Source organism: Kiloniella laminariae (assembly GCF_027214005.1).
Taxonomy (GTDB): Bacteria; Pseudomonadota; Alphaproteobacteria; order Kiloniellales; family Kiloniellaceae; genus Kiloniella; species Kiloniella laminariae_A.
Window position 1 is genome coordinate 759,909 of record NZ_JAPWGY010000002.1, and the last position, 17,999, is coordinate 777,907.

15 protein-coding genes and 1 other RNA gene are annotated in these 17,999 nt (G+C 49.1%); 8 read left to right on the forward strand and 8 right to left on the reverse strand.

Going from position 1 to position 17,999, the window contains the following annotated elements:
• Positions 1-6 precede the first annotated feature (6 nt).
• The gene (locus O4H49_RS08255) at positions 7-801 is read right to left on the reverse strand and encodes a thymidylate synthase (protein WP_269422951.1); all 795 of its coding nucleotides are present in this window, start codon (positions 799-801) and stop codon (positions 7-9) included.
• A gap of 216 nt (positions 802-1,017) precedes the next feature.
• Here O4H49_RS08255 and ssrA point away from each other — a divergent pair.
• Together ssrA and O4H49_RS08265 are read left to right on the forward strand one after the other, a co-directional pair.
• Positions 1,018-1,385, forward strand: a transfer-messenger RNA (tmRNA) gene (gene ssrA / locus O4H49_RS08260).
• 82 nt (positions 1,386-1,467) lie between these two features.
• On the forward strand, positions 1,468-2,031 hold the full coding sequence (locus O4H49_RS08265) for an SspB family protein (protein ID WP_269422952.1): 564 nt from the start codon (positions 1,468-1,470) through the stop codon (positions 2,029-2,031).
• A gap of 131 nt (positions 2,032-2,162) precedes the next feature.
• Here O4H49_RS08265 and O4H49_RS08270 read toward each other — a convergent pair whose 3' ends face one another.
• The gene (locus O4H49_RS08270; protein WP_269422953.1) at positions 2,163-2,369 is read right to left on the reverse strand and encodes a hypothetical protein; all 207 of its coding nucleotides are present in this window, start codon (positions 2,367-2,369) and stop codon (positions 2,163-2,165) included.
• Between the two features lie 73 nt (positions 2,370-2,442).
• On the opposite strand from O4H49_RS08270, the gene O4H49_RS08275 reads away from it, so the two are divergent.
• The 4 genes from O4H49_RS08275 to O4H49_RS08290 all read left to right on the forward strand — a co-directional run bounded on the left by O4H49_RS08275 (position 2,443) and on the right by O4H49_RS08290 (position 5,353).
• Complete coding sequence (locus O4H49_RS08275) at positions 2,443-3,069, forward strand: alpha/beta family hydrolase (RefSeq protein ID WP_269422954.1); 627 nt, start codon at positions 2,443-2,445, stop codon at positions 3,067-3,069.
• Positions 3,066-3,425: a TfoX/Sxy family protein gene (locus O4H49_RS08280; protein WP_269422955.1), complete on the forward strand. Its 360-nt coding sequence runs from the start codon at positions 3,066-3,068 to the stop codon at positions 3,423-3,425. Before O4H49_RS08275 ends, O4H49_RS08280 begins: the two co-directional genes overlap by 4 nt.
• 206 nt (positions 3,426-3,631) lie before the next feature.
• Entirely contained in the window at positions 3,632-5,038 is a 1,407-nt protein-coding gene (fumC, locus tag O4H49_RS08285; RefSeq protein ID WP_269422956.1) for a class II fumarate hydratase, read from the forward strand.
• 75 nt (positions 5,039-5,113) lie between these two features.
• The gene (locus tag O4H49_RS08290) at positions 5,114-5,353 is read left to right on the forward strand and encodes a ribbon-helix-helix domain-containing protein (RefSeq protein ID WP_269422957.1); all 240 of its coding nucleotides are present in this window, start codon (positions 5,114-5,116) and stop codon (positions 5,351-5,353) included.
• Between the two features lie 17 nt (positions 5,354-5,370).
• On the opposite strand, the gene O4H49_RS08295 is transcribed toward O4H49_RS08290, so the two are convergent.
• A complete protein-coding gene (locus O4H49_RS08295; RefSeq protein ID WP_269422958.1) occupies positions 5,371-8,841 on the reverse strand; it encodes an AsmA family protein in 3,471 nt (1,156 codons plus the stop codon).
• Positions 8,842-9,208: 367 nt separating this feature from the next.
• Here O4H49_RS08295 and O4H49_RS08300 point away from each other — a divergent pair, with 367 nt between their 5' ends.
• Positions 9,209-9,544, forward strand: a complete 336-nt coding sequence (locus O4H49_RS08300; protein WP_269422959.1) for a Rap1a/Tai family immunity protein — start codon at positions 9,209-9,211, stop codon at positions 9,542-9,544.
• Entirely contained in the window at positions 9,537-10,715 is a 1,179-nt protein-coding gene (locus O4H49_RS08305; RefSeq protein WP_269422960.1) for an MFS transporter, read from the forward strand. Before O4H49_RS08300 ends, O4H49_RS08305 begins: the two co-directional genes overlap by 8 nt.
• Before the next feature lie 31 nt (positions 10,716-10,746).
• Here O4H49_RS08305 and O4H49_RS08310 read toward each other — a convergent pair whose 3' ends face one another.
• From O4H49_RS08310 to O4H49_RS08330, 5 genes are all read right to left on the reverse strand, one after another.
• On the reverse strand, positions 10,747-12,189 hold the full coding sequence (locus O4H49_RS08310; RefSeq protein ID WP_269422961.1) for a sigma-54-dependent transcriptional regulator: 1,443 nt from the start codon (positions 12,187-12,189) through the stop codon (positions 10,747-10,749).
• A gap of 188 nt (positions 12,190-12,377) precedes the next feature.
• Positions 12,378-12,731 (reverse strand): Hpt domain-containing protein, encoded by a 354-nt coding sequence (locus O4H49_RS08315; protein WP_269422962.1) that lies wholly within the window; start codon positions 12,729-12,731, stop codon positions 12,378-12,380.
• A gap of 291 nt (positions 12,732-13,022) precedes the next feature.
• Positions 13,023-14,567, reverse strand: a complete 1,545-nt coding sequence (locus O4H49_RS08320) for a SpoVR family protein (protein WP_269422963.1) — start codon at positions 14,565-14,567, stop codon at positions 13,023-13,025.
• Between the two features lie 15 nt (positions 14,568-14,582).
• Positions 14,583-15,887, reverse strand: a complete 1,305-nt coding sequence (locus O4H49_RS08325; protein ID WP_269422964.1) for a YeaH/YhbH family protein — start codon at positions 15,885-15,887, stop codon at positions 14,583-14,585.
• A gap of 51 nt (positions 15,888-15,938) precedes the next feature.
• Positions 15,939-17,882 (reverse strand): PrkA family serine protein kinase, encoded by a 1,944-nt coding sequence (locus tag O4H49_RS08330; RefSeq protein WP_419715218.1) that lies wholly within the window; start codon positions 17,880-17,882, stop codon positions 15,939-15,941.
• Positions 17,883-17,999 lie beyond the last annotated feature (117 nt).

Here is a 17,999-nt window from a genome sequence, read left to right on the forward strand (position 1 = left end):
AGGGGTTCAGACGGATACTTCAGCGGGGATATGCGGATGTGCATCATAGCCAAGAATCTCAAAATCATCGAAGCGGTAATCAAAAATACTCTCGGGTTTGCGCTTGATTCGCAGCATAGGCAGACTATTCGGTTCTCGCTTCAGCTGGATTTTTGCCTGCTCCAGATGATTGAGATAAAGGTGCGTATCGCCAAAGGTATGAACGAAATCACCTGGTTTCAGATCACATTGCTGCGCAACCATACAGGTCAGCAAGGCATAGGAAGCAATATTGAACGGTACACCCAGAAAAATATCGGCACTGCGCTGATAGAGCTGACAGGAAAGACGCCCGTCCGCCACATAGAACTGAAACATGCTGTGACAAGGTGGCAACGCCATACTGTCAACCTCTGCAACATTCCAGGCCGATACAATATGGCGACGGGAGTCCGGATTGTTCTTCAATTGGGTCATCAGATTGGAAATCTGGTCAATCGTTGTTCCATCCGGGGCAGGCCAGGATCGCCACTGATGCCCATATACCGGTCCAAGATTTCCATCGGCATCAGCCCATTCATCCCAGATCCGGACACCATTTTCCTTGAGATAACGGATATTCGTATCCCCTGACAGGAACCATAACAATTCATGAATAACAGATTTGATATGCAGTTTTTTTGTTGTCATCAACGGAAAACCATCATCCAGATGGAAGCGAAGCTGCCTGCCAAAAACACTCAATGTTCCCGTCCCCGTCCGATCGCCTTTTTCGGTTCCGTGGGCTAGGACATCCTTCATGAGGTTGAGATACTGGTGCATGGAATTTCCTTAAAGTGAGCAAAGAGCGATCTGTATAAAATACAAAGAATCGAACCAGCTGAGATCATACACACAGGACCAAGACAGGAAAACTACCTGACTGAAAAACTCCCGGGCTGGAATCTCACTAATCAGTCAGACTTCGGGGCAAAGCCGGAATGACTGGGACGGTCTGAGAGAACCCGAGAATAAAAATTCGGGAAAATAAAAAGATGAACCCTTGTGAAGTCCTGTAAATAGTTACTATATTCAAGGTGTCGGCTTCGGCCGTCTATGGTGCTAAACGGGCTTATGGAATAAGCGTTGTGGACCCGGGGGCGGTACCCGGCGCCTCCACCATTCCCTCCCGGAGATTTCTCCGAGAGATTTATGGGGGCGAAATAGGATCGACACGCGTAGTAAAGATTTGTTCGGTGCCCGGCATGGTTCCGCCGTTATCGGGCCGTTTGAGTAGTTGCAAATGACAATACTCGTGAGGTAGCTCTCGCTGCTTAATTGCAGTCGGAGCAACCGCTTTTAAGCCCTAGGCTCTCACAAGCCTAGGCGGGGTTCGGGGGTGCACCTGGCAACAGAAGCCCCCCACTTACATAGCATTTCGGACCAGTCCGGAATGCCAGAACAAGAAAAACATAGGTCTGGGACGGCCACACCTGGAATAACGAAGGCATGTCGGGAAACAACGAAATCTCTGAAAGCGAACTTCGCTACGACCATATGGTCGAAAAAGCCCTCTTGAATGTTGTTCGGGAATCCCTCGAATATGCAGCAAAGAACGGCCTGCCCGGTGACCATCATTTTTACATCACCTTTAACACCTCTCAGGAAGAAGTGATCATTCCTGATCACCTGAAGGCTCGTTATCCCGGTGAAATGACCATCATTCTGCAGTACCAGTTTTGGGATCTTGAAGTCGGACAGGACGGTTTCAGCGTGACGCTAAGTTTCTCAGATGTCCCCGAGCGTATGAGCATTCCCTACGCCGCCATCGTTGCTTTTGCCGACCCATCGGTCCGTTTTGGTCTACAGTTTGACATTACCAACGGCGAAAACAGTGAATTCGAGGATGACCTCGAAGATCTTCTGGAAGATTACGAAGACGACGATGATTTCGACACTGGCGATGAAATCGCCAACAGTGATGAAAACCCCAAGGACAAGACCAGCAAAGAAAAACCCAAGGACGGTGGCTCGGACAATATCGTCACTCTGGATGCTTTTCGCAAAAAATAGCCTCCTAGCCGACAACACAAAAGACGAAACATAAAAGGCCCGGTGATCGGGCCTTTTATATCAGATCTTTGACAAACACATCCAAGGCAGGTTCCCGTCTTTCCCAGCGAGCAGGCTGCCAGACTTGAAACTCAATCGCCCTTAGGCACGCGTGCCATCGTTCGAGGATCCCATTTGACTACTTTTTTGGGCTTTTCCGGGGGGGCAAGTATGGATTCATTGTTCCGTCCGACCAGCGTGGCAAACTCCTCAAAACGACGACGCATCTCTTTACGTTCTTCTGCTGTCATCTCTTGAACAGGTTTATCTGATAAATCTTTCTGGCGAATATCGGTCATGCTCTATACCGTATCAGTCTGTGATATCTGTGATATTTTCTATTACCCGTTTGAAATTATACACTAAAGGTTCATGACAAGCATCCCCTTTCTCGTTGATGGTGCCGGGAACACAAACAGCACCATCATTTTTGCCCATGGTGCCGGGGCGCCCATGGACAGTCCCTTTATGGATTTTTATAGCCAAAACCTTGCCCTGTCCGGGCATCAGGTTGTTCGCTTCGAATTTCCCTATATGGCCGAACGTCGCAGCTCAGGGAAAAAGCGCCCCCCCGACAAAATGGAAAAACTTCTGCCTTTTTTTCAGCAGATCGCAGACAGCCAGAAGCACCGCCCTCTATTTCTTGCTGGAAAATCTCTTGGCGGCCGCGTTGCCAGCCTGATTGCCGATCAGGTCAACATTGCGGGTTTTATTTGTCTGGGATACCCCTTCCACCCTGTAGGGAAGCCGGAGAAAACCCGTACTGATCATCTTGCAACGCTCAAAACACCCGGACTCATTCTTCAGGGAACCAGAGACCCGTTTGGGACACCGGATGAAGTCGCTGGTTATCATTTTTCCCAGACAATCAAGCTACATTGGGTAGAAGATGGCGACCACGATCTGGTCCCCCGAAAACGCTCGGGCAGAACAAAAACTCAGAATTGGGAAGAATGCCTGCAGAGAATTGATTCATTTATTGAGGAGAAGAGCCAATGAAAAAAGCTCTGCCATCAATCGTTGAGAGTACAATCAATCGCTGCCTTCCTCTTGGCGACGTTCGCGCCCGGGCAATGTTTGGCGGTTATGGCCTCTATATTGAAGATGTAATGTTTGGGCTCGAGGCTGACAACCTGCTCTATCTAAAAGCAGATAAAGAAACAGAACAACACTTCATTGACGCCCACTGCACGCCCTTCACCTATCAGGGGAAAACAGCGCCAGTCAAAATGTCATATTGGACAGTTCCGTCAGTCGCGGCAGATAATCAGAAGGAATATCTTATCTGGATTGAGCGAGCGGTAGCCGCCGGGAAAAGAGCCCGGCAAAAGCGTCCTAAAAAAACAAAAGGTTAAAACGAGAATAAAAGCCTCGTATCCCTGCTAATCCACCGCAGCCGAAGATTTTGGGTAAAAATATTAGAAATAATCCAACCTGGGCTATTATAACCAGCCGACAACCTGTGTATACTGCGCCGCAACATGAAATATTTATTTTCCCGTACACAAAAGAGTCGGGAAAAACATGACAACACCGAGCAAAAATTAGGGAGCTCCCCACTATGTCGAGTAAAGGCAATATCCGCATCGAGAACGATTCCATGGGCGACATCGAAGTCCCGGCTGATCGCTATTGGGGCGCACAGACCCAGCGGTCATTGCAGAATTTCAAGATTGGTGGGGAGAAAATGCCCCCGGCTCTTATCAAAGCCCTGGGTACCCAAAAACTGGCCGCAGCCAAAACCAACATGGAACTGGGTGTTCTTGATGCGAAACTCGGCGAAACGATCTGTGCCGCAGCACAGGAAGTTATTGATGGGAAGTTGACAGAGCATTTCCCGCTTGTGGTTTGGCAAACCGGCTCGGGTACCCAGAGCAACATGAATACAAATGAAGTAATCGCCGGGCGTGCCAACGAACTTTTGACAGGAGAACGTGGCGGCAAAACGCCTGTACACCCAAACGATCATTGCAATATGGGCCAATCGTCCAACGATACTTTCCCCACTGCAATGTCTATCGCTGGGGTTCGCTTGTTGTGTGAAGAAACCCTTCCCGCCCTTGAACGCCTCCATAAAGCACTGGACGACAAGGCCAAAGCCTTTGATCACATTATCAAGATCGGCAGAACCCACCTGATGGATGCGACACCACTGACCTTGGGCCAGGAATTCTCCGGTTATGCCAAACAAATCGAATACGGCATTGCCCGCATTCAAGCGACCCTGCCCCGTCTTGCAGAACTGGCCCAGGGCGGCACTGCCGTGGGTACAGGCCTGAATTCTGTTGTTGGCTTTGCCGAAAAATTTGCTGTCCACGTATCTGACATTACCAAACTTCCCTTCACAACAGCAGCAAACAAATTTGAAGCGCTTGCCGCACACGATGCCATTGTCGAAGCCTCTGGTGCCCTGAATGTTCTCGCTGTTTCGCTGATGAAGATTGCCAATGATGTCCGTATGCTTGGCTCCGGTCCCCGCTGTGGTCTGGGTGAACTGCTTCTTCCGGCCAATGAGCCCGGATCGTCAATCATGCCCGGCAAGGTAAACCCAACCCAGACCGAGGCGATGACAATGGTCTGTGCCCAGGTAATGGGGAACCACACAACGGTCACTGTTGCAGGATCTAATGGTCATTTTGAACTGAATGTCTTCAAACCGGTCATGATTTATAATCTGCTGCAGTCTGCAAAACTGATTGGGGATGCCTGTGACAGTTTCCGTGAGAACTGTGTCGAAGGTATTGAAGCAAATGAAGATCGCATCACCGAACTTATGCAACAATCCCTGATGCTGGTAACAGCCCTGAACCCTCACATCGGGTATGACAATGCCGCAAAAGTAGCAAAGAAAGCCTATGCGGAAAACAGCACACTGAAACAGGCTGCCATTGATCTTGGTCTCCTCACAGCAGAACAGTTTGATCAGTGGGTCCGCCCGGAAAACATGGTCGGTCCCCGTAAGGGCTGACCCCGTCTCCCCAGAATAAAAAGGAGCGGCTCATCACCGCTCCTTTTTTATCAAGAATAGAATATAATCCACTTCATGCCAGATACCGAAGTCCGAAAAAGATCCATCACTATCGCAGGGCACAGAACCAGCTTCACCCTGGAAGAAGCTTTCTGGCAGCAACTCAGACTTGTCGCCCAGGCTGAGGAGATCTCTATCAATCGTTTGGTCGAGAAGATAGATAAAACCCGCGAAGGGAACCTTTCCAGCGCCCTGCGGATTTTTGTCCTTAATCGATTACTTGAACAGCAGGAAAAGCAGGATAGCCACGTCTGAAAACCGGATTTTCAGGCCTAGCCACCAAGATCATTTAGAATGCCCTTGATCAATTCGCGGGTCTTCTTTTTCTTTGTTTCCTTCTTGTCCGTATTCTCAGGGGCAGGTTCTTCTGCTCCCCCCCCGGTTGGTTCAGCAGTAGGTTCTTCAGTTTGAGAACTTTCTCCACCCAGCAGCTGTTGCAAGATATTATTCCCTGACTTGGATTGCAGGAAAAGTCCTTTTACCCGGGGATTTGGATTATCAAGTGGTCCTGTCAGCAAGACCGTCATAAATGGTTTTGTCGGGTCATCCCCGGTTCTGAAGAGATCACTCTGACTGTCAATAAGCCAAGCCGGCAAGTCGACTTGAGCCGCGCTGAACACGCTTGCATTATTCCCGTCGAGGCGAAGATCCCTAGTTACAACAACCCCATTTCCAATCGTGTAGGTACCACTCAGGTTTGCAGGTTGTCCGGCGAAAGACTGCAACAACGTTGATGTCGCATCCCCCACACCACTAATCTCGGGAACCTTGCTCCCCAGAGCCCCCAGCAGAGCTCCCCCCAGAACCTCCTGATCCTTGACTCTGGCCTTCAGAAGTCCCTCAAGCGATCCACTGCCAGCCAGCGACTGGACCAGATCGGCTTCTGAAGCCCCGAAGCTAACAAGGCTGGCTTTAAAAGAAAGTGGACCGGATATACGTTTAAAATCAGCAGTAGACCGAAAGAGATCATTACTCTCTATATTCTGTCCATCAATCTCCAGCTGAGCGGCCAAAGCATTGTCCTGCCCTTGCCGTTCGATCACACCAGTCAGAGAAAGAGCTCCGCCATAAACCTGGCTCGTGAACTCTGAAATATTCAGGACAGAATTTTCCAGGGTTGCCTTGAGCTGTACCTGATCAAGGCGAAGGCCGTCCTGAAGAAGACCGTCTGCAATCAGGCTCAACTCTACATCTGCTGAAGACAGTAAAGTAACGTCAATTGCGCTCTGTGACCAACGTCTGTTCAGACCAGCGGAAGCCGGGCTCCCCCCACCCGATGCATTTCCGGAAGCTCCACCCTGTGTTTTCTGAGGCAGGAGCCGATCCAGATCAAGGAGCCCGGTCAAGAGGTTGACCTTGATTTTGGTCTTCTGATCGCCAAGATCAGCCAAAACTGTGCCCTGAATTTTTGTCTCGGCAACCGTTCCATCCAATTCACTTAGCTCAAGTCTGCTCTGACCCAGCTTGACCAAGGCACGTGCTTTCATCCGCCCCCAGTTGTGATTGACCGCTGCCCCTGGATCCAGTCGGCGGATAAGCTGCGCGGTATCGGGATGATCAAGGGCCAGAAGTCCTTCGTATATGTTTGAATTCCCCGGATCCAGACGTCCCTGAAGCTGGTATCCCCCCCCAAGCGCACTTCCCAGAATATCAAGGGTAACATCCTCAAGAGTCCCCTTGATACTTCCACTTACTTCCAAAGGCCCCAGATCAGGTATGTCCTGCCCGGCAGCTACCCCTGTTGCAGCGAGAAGAGCAGGCAGATCCTTAACAGAAGCAATCACTGTTGCGTCGGCCTGAAGCTCTGAAGTAATTCCGGAAAAATCTCCAGAAAAAGAGACAGAGCTGCCCAGAAGGTCGTCCAGAGATCCGTTGCGAATCTCCAGGTTCCCCTGTTGCAGTGTCGCGTCAAGATTTACTCCCTTGAAAACGAGACCGTTGTATTTGGCTTCAGTAACTGAGATATCGACATTCGCATCAAAACTATCCAGGATTTTCAAAGGCTTTGATTTACCTGGTTTGTTTTTTTGAATTTCCGTTGGTTGCGGATTTTCCTCTCCTGCCGTGATGGCAGGATCGGCAACAGGTGATTGTGTCTGGCCTGACAAATCCTGTGTCTGATAGGCATCAAGATCAATCCGATCGACGACAAAACGCGCACCAACCCCGACCCTATCCCGCAGGGCAATCGTTGCCGCACCATCAAAATGGGTAACATCTAGTGTCAAGGAGACAGGGTTAAGAGTAAGTGCCTGGGGTGTCGCAGAGAATTTCACCTTGCCTTCCAGCCTGCGCAGGCGGTCATTAGGGACAGTCGGTGTTTCCACCTCCAACCAGTTCAAGACCCCTCTGAGGTCTTCTGTACGTGCATTGATCTGCCCTGAAAGATTTTGATCGCTATAGCTCCCAACCAGAGATAACTGCCCCCCATTAGGCAAGAAGGCGCTGAAACGATCTATATGCAGTATCCCCTTTTCAACCTTTGACTGGATCACAAATTCACGCATCAACTGTTTCTTGAAAATGACGTCGTTAACCACCAATTGGGCTGATACACGCATATCTGAAGGAAGCACAGGCCATGATCTTTTTTCCGGAACTTGGGAAGAAGAAGTCTCCTTATTCGTTCCCGATCCTTGCCCTGTTTTTCTGGTAACCTCTTTAGCAGCCGGAGCAATGCTCTCGTCAAAGGAAAGAATATCATCAAGATTGACCCTTGGGCTTGCCAGAACAAGTTCAAGGGAAGGTGTCCCGGTCAAGGTACCGGAAATACCCCCGGTGATCTTCTGCGAGCCGACCCGAAAAACAATATCTTCTACTTTGAGCTCAGATTGATCCCCCTGAAGTGCCGCAGTAAATTCGAAATCACCATTTGCCTTGGTTGTAATATTGGTCTGCATCAGCTCTGCCAGCAAAGCACCAAGATCTTCTCCATCCCCCTGAAATTTTCCTTTGTAGGAAAGATCATTCACATGGCGTGAAACAAACCCTGTGAATTTGAGCTTTGCCTGAGAATCAGGGAGCCGGATACCGGCATTGATTGCTGTTGCGCCTTCCTGAGCAAATTGGCCCAGATCAATTTCAATCTCTGTCCGCTGCCCGCGCAACAGCAGGTCCCCAGCCATGGCAAAAGGCCCCTTCAGAGAACCTGCTACGATCTCGGCGTTTACATCCTCAAACACTTCCCGAGTGCCCGAGGCTGTGTCGAGATAAACCAGGGTTCCTTCAACCACTTCAAACCGTTCAAGACTGATATCCTCCAAAAAGGAACGACTATTGTCTGAACCCAGCGGAGGCTCCACTCCAAGGACGTTATCTGTCGACGGGTCTGTGATTTTTTTCTCTGGGGCAGATCGAGGAGAAAGTTCCCAGTTGCCCTGTCCATTCGGCAGCTTTTCAATGTAGACGACAGGCTTTCGCAGCATCACTTCCTCAACCTGGAGTGAACCGCTCAACAGAGGAAATATTGCAATTGCAACACCAAGCTCTTCCAGCCGGACCATTGAAGGCTGTGACCCACCCAGAGCATTTTCGAAAGCGACACCTTTTGCGGAAAAGCTTGGACGCGGCAGGATCTGCAAGCTCAGATCACCCTCGATCGTCAATTTTCGACCTGTCAGGGCAACAGCCTGATTGGTGATCTCTTCTTTATACCTGTTCCAGTCAACAAATCCGGGCCCAGCCAAAACAGCAACAATGAGCAACACAAAAATGGTTGCGACTGAAACCCCTAATTTCCGCACGATCAAACCTTCTCTCATTCAACAGTTTGTTTGCCAGAGCCAGGCTCAAGCTCCTGAAACTTCAACCTTAACCTAGTCTTGATGTCCTTGTTTTGCAATGCAGACAACGCAGATCATTTCCTATTCCTCGCCTGCTTGCAAACGGGGAACTGGAACAAGGCCATGCCGATCTCTGATCCTGGTTTTTTTTCCACCCCACTCAACCCTGGCGCAACCCGCTTGCAGCGGATAGATCTTTACCCCGTTGAGATGTTGTTGATAATTCTACCAATTCTTTACCCAACAAAAATAAACTATAGCGGGCACAATTGTGGTAAATTAAAACCACAAGAACAGCGTAGCCTGCATTGCCATGAGGATAAACACTTTGCTGAAAGCCTTGTCACTGCTCCTGATCCTGTTCTTGACCAGCGCCGCTCAGGCTGAATCCCAGCTGACAGAAAAAGAGCTGGTTACCTTATGCTCTTCACAAGATCGTTGGTATGGCGGACTTTGCAATGGCTACATCACTGGTACAGTTGAATCGCTCCTGGAGATGCGTGAGCAAGGCCTGATTGCTGAAGCCTTTTGTTTTCCAGCCCAGACAACGCGTGGAAACTACATCGATCAGATCCGCTCTGTTCTTGCCCAAAGTTCCTCACCAAACACCCCGGCAATTGAAACAATCGTTCTTATCTTGAAGGACAGATATCCTTGTGAGTGAAACGCTGCAGGACAGAAAGTATAATACAGATCTTCACCGTGATCGCCTGAAGTCTCTTTTTGCTGTTGTTTCCTGCGTATCCATTGCTGGTGTTTCCATGGGGCTCACGCTCCCTCTTATGACCATCTCCATGGCCAGGGATGGTGCCAGTGATGGCATGATTGGCCTTATCGGTTCTGTCCTGGGTTTTGCAACCGTTTGTTATTCGCGGTTTGTGCCAGCCGGAATAAAATTTTGTGGCATGCGCAACTACGTTCTGATTTGCATGCTGATCGAGGCTCTGATGTTCCTTTGCCTCAAGCTTTTTCCTTCTCCTTTTGCCTGGATAATTATCCGCTTCATCATGGGAATGATGGTGGCCGGTATCTTTATCGCCAGCGAAACCTGGATCAATTACCTTGCCAGAGACGACACCCGTGGCAGAGTTCTTGCCCTGTTTAATATTTCGCTCGGGGTCGGTTTTGCCTCCGGCCCACTGATCCTGATCATTGCCGGAAGTTCAGGCTGGGCCCCTTTTCTCTCAGGCAGCCTTATCACTTTCGTCGCACTGATTCCCTTGCTCTTTATTCAAAATTTTCGCATGGACATGGGAAAACCCAGTACTTTCAGTCCTCTGACTTTTATTCTGATTGCCCCGGCACTTTGTGCTGCGGTGGTTTTAACCGCCGGAACAGAGACAATCATGGGAACATTTTTTATCGGCTATGGCAAAGAGTTGGGCCATAGCGAGAACGATACTGAAATTATGTTGACCATCTTCTTTATTGGCGGGCTTTTTTTCCAGTACCCGGTTGGCTGGCTGGCAGATCATGTAAATCCTCGCAAGCTACTGTTCTTTCTTGGCATTCTCTGTCTGATCTGCATATTTTTAATTTACGGTTTTGCCCCCTACAAATTCACACTGAAAATTCTTTTGTTCTGCTGGGGCGGACTTCTGACTTCCCTTTACAACACCGCCTTAACCGCCGTGGGTCATGACTACAGTGGCTCAGATCTTGTTGCAGCCAACGCGTCATTTGGTTTTTTGTGGGGCGTCGGCAGTCTTGCCCCTTTGATCACCGGGCAGGTCATGGAACTTTTGGGTAACGACGCCCTGATTATCGTAACCGCCCTGCTGACTTTTGCTTTTATCCTGCTGATGGCCGGATCACTCAAACATCAAAGGTCGTAGCTCTGGTCTCAGACTGAGTTTGGGAAACAGGTCAATCAGCATCCCATTGAAGTTTTTTCCGATAAATTGTCGAAGGGTTGATATCCAGAAAAGCCGCTGCTTTTGTAACACTCCCACCGCAAAGAGAGATGGCATCTTCGATGGCCTGCTTCTCAACAATCCATAAAGGGACGATTTTTTCCGAGCCCTCTTTCTCTGGGAACTGGGGTGAAGCACTTGCTTCAGTGACATGACCGGCACCGCCGCGAGACCCTCCCCGCCAATCCTTCGGCGCCTGTTCAGGAATAATTGCACCGCCGCCACTTTTCTTCGCACTCAACACAGGCGGTAACATTGACGCCACAAGAACGGTACCCGAGTTGAGAACTACCGAGTTTCTAATCACATTCTGTAACTGGCGAATATTGCCCGGCCAGGAATATTCATAAATCGCCTGTAACGCCTCAGAGGAAAAAGTCGTGAAATCCTTCGCTTCCTCCCGGGCATACTCTTGCAAAAAAGCCTTGGCAATCTCGATCACATCCTGATCCCTGTCCCTTAAGGGAGGCAGATGGATCGGAATGACATGCAACCGATAATACAGATCTTCTCTGAAATTTCCGGCCTGAACCTCCTGAAGAGGATTCCTGTTAGTCGCACAGACAATCCGGATATTGACCTTTTCCAGCCGGGTACTCCCAACTTTCTGAAAGGTTCCACTCTGGATAAAGCGGAGCAACTTTGTCTGAAGATCAAGATCCATCTCGCAGATCTCGTCCAGAAACAACGTCCCGCCATCTGCCTGGGTTGCAGCACCGTCCCGGTTACTGATTGCTCCGGTAAAAGCCCCCTTGATGTGGCCAAAAATCTCGGATTCCATCAAATCTCGAGGGATAGCCCCACAGTTAAGAGGGACAAACGGTTTATCAACACGAGGGCTGCTTTTGTGTATCGCCTCGGCGCAGACCTCTTTCCCTGTCCCGCTTTCCCCAGTGATAAATACTGTCGCCTTGGAGGACGCTGCCGCGTCGATTGTCCGATAAATCGACTGCATGGCCAGGGACGAGCCGATAAACCCCTGATAATGACTGCGCTCCTTAATGGCTTCGACCATGGCGGAGAGCTGCATATGCTTAAGAGCATTACGGACAGTCACAATCAAACGGTCTGCTGAAAAAGGTTTTACCAGAAAATCATAGGCGCCAAGACGCATGGATTCCACGGCAACATTGACCGATGCGTTTGAAGTGATAACGACGACCGCAATAGGCAGGGCTTTCTCCTGCACATAACGAAGAATATCAAGCCCATCCATATCCGGTAGCTGAAGATCCAGCAGCATGACAAGATAGCCGCCATTTCCCAGTTCTTCCAATGCAGCAGCACCCGAATCAACCTGTGTTGACTGGTAACCAGACCGGATCAGATAGCGTGAGTATACCGCAGAAAGAGAGGCGGTATCTTCAACCAGCAAAATTTCAGGAGAAGTCGTCATTCAGAATGGTTCAACCAAAAGCTCCAGGACAACAGAACGAATTGTATTCAAGAAGCATAGGGAGCAACAACAAGAAAGCCAAGTCTGAGTATCTTCACCCCAGACTTCTATATGACAGCACAGTACAAAGCACCCCATCAAAACTGATGCCGTGACTTTTTCAAAACAGCAATAGTTTTAGGTCGCACTTACGTTGACTGGAAAGCTTCCAGTGTCAACTTACCGATTGCTTCCACCCGTTCCGCATGGATCAAAGCTTCTTTGAAATCCCCGTGGCGGCAGCATTCGTTTATACGCGTCATAAGCTGTTGTAATCTGAGGGCTCCAAAGGTGCCACTCACACTCTTAAGTGTATGGCTTTCTCTTTCAAGTGGTGTCGCATCACCTGCCCGTGCCGCTTTAACAACAACCGGTAAATGGGTTTCAAGATCAAGAACAAACCTTTCGAGCAGGAAAGGAATTGTTTCTTCCCCGACTTCTACAGATAGGGCCTGAATGACCTTGTTTTCGCGTATGGGAAGATCGTCGTTGCGGCTCGACATCTCCTTTTCGACTGTATAGCTAATTGTACCATACTCCCCTCATGGGGCCTGCGGGTAAATCAAATATCCGGGATATTCCTGTAGCAATCCGGACACCCCTACAGGCATTGCATACGATGAGACGGATATTTTTCCAGGCACGGAAACATGGGCAACTTCCCGAACTTTCGAATAATACCGCTCTGTTAGAATTCTACGGGTAAACTGCTACCAAAACCTTACCTATTACGAAAGCAGAAAAGATCTTCCACAACCGAAAGAATACAATACACGAAAAATCAGATGCCGATCTCAAGACAAGGTTACGTCATATGTCGCAAGGATCTTGCCGTTCACAGCATCTTCGCAATAGAGTCCAACATCATAACCCCACAACTGGGCAACCCGTTTCATCACCTCCTCGGCCTCCTTGCCCTCAATCGGCACATCATTATGCACCATATGCCGCAGTGTCAGTGCCCGGTCTCCGTCAAATTCCACATCAGCAACCTGAATGTCCAGATCCATAGCCGAGACTGTATAGGATTTCGCAAGGGCACTGCGAATTTTCCGATAGCCTTGCTCATTGTGGATGGCTTCAACCTTGAGGTGGGGCAGAGCAGAGTTGTCATGGATCTGGAAAAGACGGAAATCCCGGATCAGCTTGGGACTGAGGAACTGAAGAATAAAACTTTCATCCCGAAAATTGGCCCAGGCATCTTTCAGTACAGCGATACCTTCTCCACAACCCGCAATATCAGGAAACCAGGCACGGTCTTCTTCCGTTGGTGAATGACAGATCCGGTAGATATCCTGCATCATGGCAAAACCGAGCGCGTAAGGGTTAATGCCATTCCAGCGCGGGTCATCAAAATCCGGTTGCGCCACAACCCGCGTGTGATAGTCAATAAACTCCAGCATGGAGCCTTCTGTAATCAGTCCTTTGTCAAACAGACGGTTCATTATGAAGTAGTGGCAAAAACAGGCGCAGCCTTCGTTCATAACCTTTGTCTGCTTTTGCGGATAAAAATACTGGGCTATATTTCGTACGATACGCAAAATCTCGCGCTGCCATTCCTGCAATGCCGGACTGTGTTTTTCCAGAAAATACAGCAGATTTGCCTCAGGGAGCCCCAGTTTCTTGATAATCTGCTTCTGGCGCTCACTTTTGGCTTTTTCATCCTCATCTTTGCTTCGTTCAGGCAAGGTACGCCAAATATCGCGATAGCTTGTCCGCTCGTGTTCCTGTCGCGCCTCCATTCTCTGACGTTCCATTTCATGCGACAGCTTTGCTGGTCGGGAATAACGATCAACGGCGTTTTCCCGCAAGGCATGAGCTGCATCAAGCAATTCCTCGACGGCCTCCACACCGTAACGCTCCTCGCATTTGCCAATATACTTACGGGCAAAATGCATATAGTCCAGAATGGCCTCAGCATCCGTCCACTGTCTGAAAAGATGGTTGTTTTTGAAAAAATGGTTGTGACCAAAAGCAGCATGGGCAATGACCAGCGCCTGCATGGTCATTGAATTTTCCTCCATAACATAGCTGATGCAGGGGCTCGAATTAATTACAATCTCATAGGCAAGACCACGCATGCCTTTGCGATAATAAAACTCATCCCGCACAAAGCTTTTGCCGAACGACCAGTGATTATACATCAACGGCATGCCGATGCCTGAATAAGCATCCAGCATCTGTTCAGCGGTTATGACCTCAATCTGGTTGGGGTAAACATCCAGCCCCAGCTCTTTCTTTGCTATTTCCTCAATCGCATCGAAAACGAGATCCAGCTTTTTAAAAGTCCATTCCGCCCCTTCATAGAGAGGCTGCTGCGTGGCTTGGGCCTGTACCATTTCGATCTCCTTTCTTCATGCTTTCTTGGCCTGTTCTTTCGCAAACAGATCCTTGAAAACAGGGAAGATATCATTCGGCTTGACCACTCGCCGCATGGCAAAATTTTCAAAAGTTTCGGTCAACTGGGCATAAATACGCCAGAGATCTGTCATATTCTGCTCGTCTTTGAAAATTTCCAGTTCCTGCTCATCCATCACTTCGATATAGGCAAAATACTGACAGAAAGGCAGGATAGCCTCGTTCATCAACTCCAAACATTTTTCTCTGTCACTGGCAAAGTTATCTCCATCAGATGCCTGTGCAGCATAGATATTCCATTCGCCTTGTGGATAGCGATCTTCAAGAATGGTTTTCATTTCCTCCAGAGCTGAAGAGACAATCGTGCCTCCGGTCTCCCGGGAATAGAAGAAGGTTTCCTCATCCACTTCCTTGGCCAAGTGTGTATGGCGGATAAAAACCAGCTCTACCCGTTCGTACTGTGTCGAAAGGAACAGATGCAGCAGCATGAAAAATCGTTTGGCCAGATCCTTCATCCCCTCGCTCATCGAACCCGAAACATCCATCAAGCAGAACATGACAGCATGGGTATTGGGCTTGGGGATCTTGATGAAACTTTTATAACGAACATCCAGTGGGTCTATGTAGGGGATAAAACGTCGACGTTTTTCCAGGCGTTCAAGCTTTTCCTGCATCGTCTTGAGTTTTTGGGTCTTCCGTCCCTTGGCCTCAAGCGCCAATATTTCGGCCCTGAGCTCATCGAGTTCCTCATTGCCTGGTCTTTTCATGGAAATTCTGCGGGCCAGACTATGCCGCATGGTTCGCTTCAGATCCATGTTGCTTGGAGAACCAGAACGCACATAACCCGCGCGTTGTTTCTCGAAATCCACCTCTTCTTTGAGAGAGGTCTTAATCAGGTCCGGGAGTTCCAGATCTTCAAAGAAAACCTCGAGGAATTCTTCACGGGAAAGCGAGAATTGAAAGCTGTCTTCCCCGTCGCCCTCTTCGCTGGCTTTTTTCCCGCCCTCGCCCTCTCCGCCTTTCGGAGGCCGTTTGATCTGATCTCCTGTGGAAAACTCCTTGTTCCCCGGCAGTATCCGATCATGTTTTCCCTTGCTGTAATCATACCGAAAACGAGGTTCATTCAACCCTTTGGTCGGGATGGAAATTCTCCCCTTGTGGCCAACGTCAGCGACCTTGCCATCATTGATAGCATCCTTGACCGCCTTGCGGATCTGGGTTCGCGCCCGGCGTATGAACCGTTGCCGGTTTGGCAGGCTCTTGCCTTTGGGATTCAGACGTCTGTCAATAAAATGCATCATGTCCGGGTTACCTGCTGATCTGTTGCACTCAGGACGGAACCTGACAGGTCATTACCCCGCCTTGTTTACCCGCATATACCAGTCGACCAGACGATGTACCTGACGCTTGCTGTACCCACGCGTAATCATCCGCTGGACAAACTCATTATGTTTGGACTCTGTTTCCTTGTCCTTTTTGGAACCAAACGAAATCACCGGCAGCAGATCTTCGACCTGTGTAAACATCCGTTTTTCGATAACCTCGCGAAGTTTCTCATAAGAGGTCCAGCGCGGGTTCTGCCCTTTGTTGTTCGCTCTGGTCCGCAAGGTAAATTTGACGACTTCGTTACGGAAATCCTTTGGATTGGAAATACCGGCAGGTTTCTCGATTTTGGAAAGCTCCTGATCCAGAATTCGGGGATCAAGCAGCTGTCCGGTATCTGGATCCTTGAAATCGTGACCTTCAATCCAGGCATCGGCATAGGAAATATAACGGTCGAAAAGGTTTTGCCCGAAATCAGAATAGGATTCGAGATAGGCTTTTTGAATCTCGTTACCAATAAATTCGGCATAACGTACCGCCAGATACCCTTTGATAAACTCAAGATATCTTTTTTCGACGTCGTCAGGATACTGCTCCCGCTGAATCGCCTGTTCGAGCACATACATAAGATGTACCGGATCTGCAGCGACTTCATTCGCATCATAGTTATAAGTTTCGGCCAGAACCTTAAAAGCAAAGCGGGTTGAGATCCCATTCATACCTTCGTTCAGGCCCGCTGCTTCGCGGTACTCCTGAATCGGCTTTGCATTGGGATCGACATCTTTGAGGTTTTCCCCGTTATAAACTCGCATCTTGGAGAAGATGTTTGAATTCTCATGCTCTTTCAGGCGTGTCATCACACTGAACTGGGACATCATCTCAATCGTTGAGGGGGCACAGTGTGAATCTCTTAGTTCACTATCCCGCAACAGTTTTTGATAGATCTCCCCTTCCTCGTTTGCCCGCAGGCAATAGGGAACCTTTATTACACAGACCCGGTCAATAAAGGCTTCATTGTTTTTGTTGTTCTTGAAGGTCTGCCACTCTGATTCGTTGGAATGGGCCAGGATAATCCCCTGGAAGGGGATGGCGCCCATATTTTCTGTTCCGACGTAGTTACCTTCCTGGGTTGCCGTCAACAAAGGGTGAAGCATCTTGATCGGTGCTTTGAACATCTCGACAAACTCCAGCAATCCCTGGGTCGCCATGTTCAACCCACCGCTATAAGAATAGGCATCTGAATCGTTCTGGCTGTAGTACTCTAGCTTGCGGATATCTACCTTCCCGACCAGAGATGAAATATCCTGATTGTTTTCATCTCCGGGCTCAGTCTTGGAAACACAGATCTGACGCAATTTTGATGGATAGAGTTTTACAACGGTAAATTTGGAGATATCACCTTCAAACTCCTCCAGACGCTTCAACGCCCAAGGCGAGATGAGACCTGTAAGACGGTGTTTCGGGATACCATATTTTTCACTGAGCAAATCCCCCATTCGATTGGGGTCAAACAGACCAAGCGGGGATTCAAAAATCGGACTGATCTGGTCACCAGCCTTAAGCACATATACCGGGCAACGTTCAATCAGAACCTTCAGGCGTTCAGCAATCGAGGATTTCCCACCGCCAACAGGCCCCAAAAGATAGAGTATCTGCTTTCTTTCTTCCAACCCCTGTGACGCATGTTTGAAAAAACCGACAATACGTTCAATGGTCTCTTCCATCCCAAAGAATTCGTGAAATGTCGTGTAGCGTTTGATGGTACGGTTCATAAAAACCCGCCCCATTCTTTCGTCCTGGCTGGTATCAAACAGTTCAGGTGCGCCAATGGCTTCGACCATCCGTTCTGCGGTTGAGGCGTACATGCCTTTATCATCGCGGCAGCCGGAAAGATAATCTCTCAGCGACAGTTCAACTTGTTGCCGACTTTCATAAAGTTCGGAATATACATCGAAGATATCGGTCTTGGGCATCATGACCTCCTGTGCGGTAACGGCAAAGACTGTGTCTGCGTCCTTCTCTCAATCAGTTCAAATTCTACCCCGCCTGTCTCTCTGGTCTGGCGGCAACAAGAGCGTCATTTATGCCCT

Coding starts and splice junctions, on each gene's coding strand:
- O4H49_RS08255 (WP_269422951.1), bottom strand. CDS start 801: ATGCACCAGTATCTCAACCTCATGAAGGATGTCCTAGCCCACGGAACC.
- O4H49_RS08265 (WP_269422952.1), top strand. CDS start 1,468: ATGTCGGGAAACAACGAAATCTCTGAAAGCGAACTTCGCTACGACCAT.
- O4H49_RS08270 (WP_269422953.1), bottom strand. CDS start 2,369: ATGACCGATATTCGCCAGAAAGATTTATCAGATAAACCTGTTCAAGAG.
- O4H49_RS08275 (WP_269422954.1), top strand. CDS start 2,443: ATGACAAGCATCCCCTTTCTCGTTGATGGTGCCGGGAACACAAACAGC.
- O4H49_RS08280 (WP_269422955.1), top strand. CDS start 3,066: ATGAAAAAAGCTCTGCCATCAATCGTTGAGAGTACAATCAATCGCTGC.
- fumC (WP_269422956.1), top strand. CDS start 3,632: ATGTCGAGTAAAGGCAATATCCGCATCGAGAACGATTCCATGGGCGAC.
- O4H49_RS08290 (WP_269422957.1), top strand. CDS start 5,114: ATGCCAGATACCGAAGTCCGAAAAAGATCCATCACTATCGCAGGGCAC.
- O4H49_RS08310 (WP_269422961.1), bottom strand. CDS start 12,189: ATGACGACTTCTCCTGAAATTTTGCTGGTTGAAGATACCGCCTCTCTT.
- O4H49_RS08315 (WP_269422962.1), bottom strand. CDS start 12,731: ATGTCGAGCCGCAACGACGATCTTCCCATACGCGAAAACAAGGTCATT.
- O4H49_RS08320 (WP_269422963.1), bottom strand. CDS start 14,567: ATGGTACAGGCCCAAGCCACGCAGCAGCCTCTCTATGAAGGGGCGGAA.
- O4H49_RS08325 (WP_269422964.1), bottom strand. CDS start 15,887: ATGATGCATTTTATTGACAGACGTCTGAATCCCAAAGGCAAGAGCCTG.
- O4H49_RS08330 (WP_419715218.1), bottom strand. CDS start 17,882: ATGCCCAAGACCGATATCTTCGATGTATATTCCGAACTTTATGAAAGT.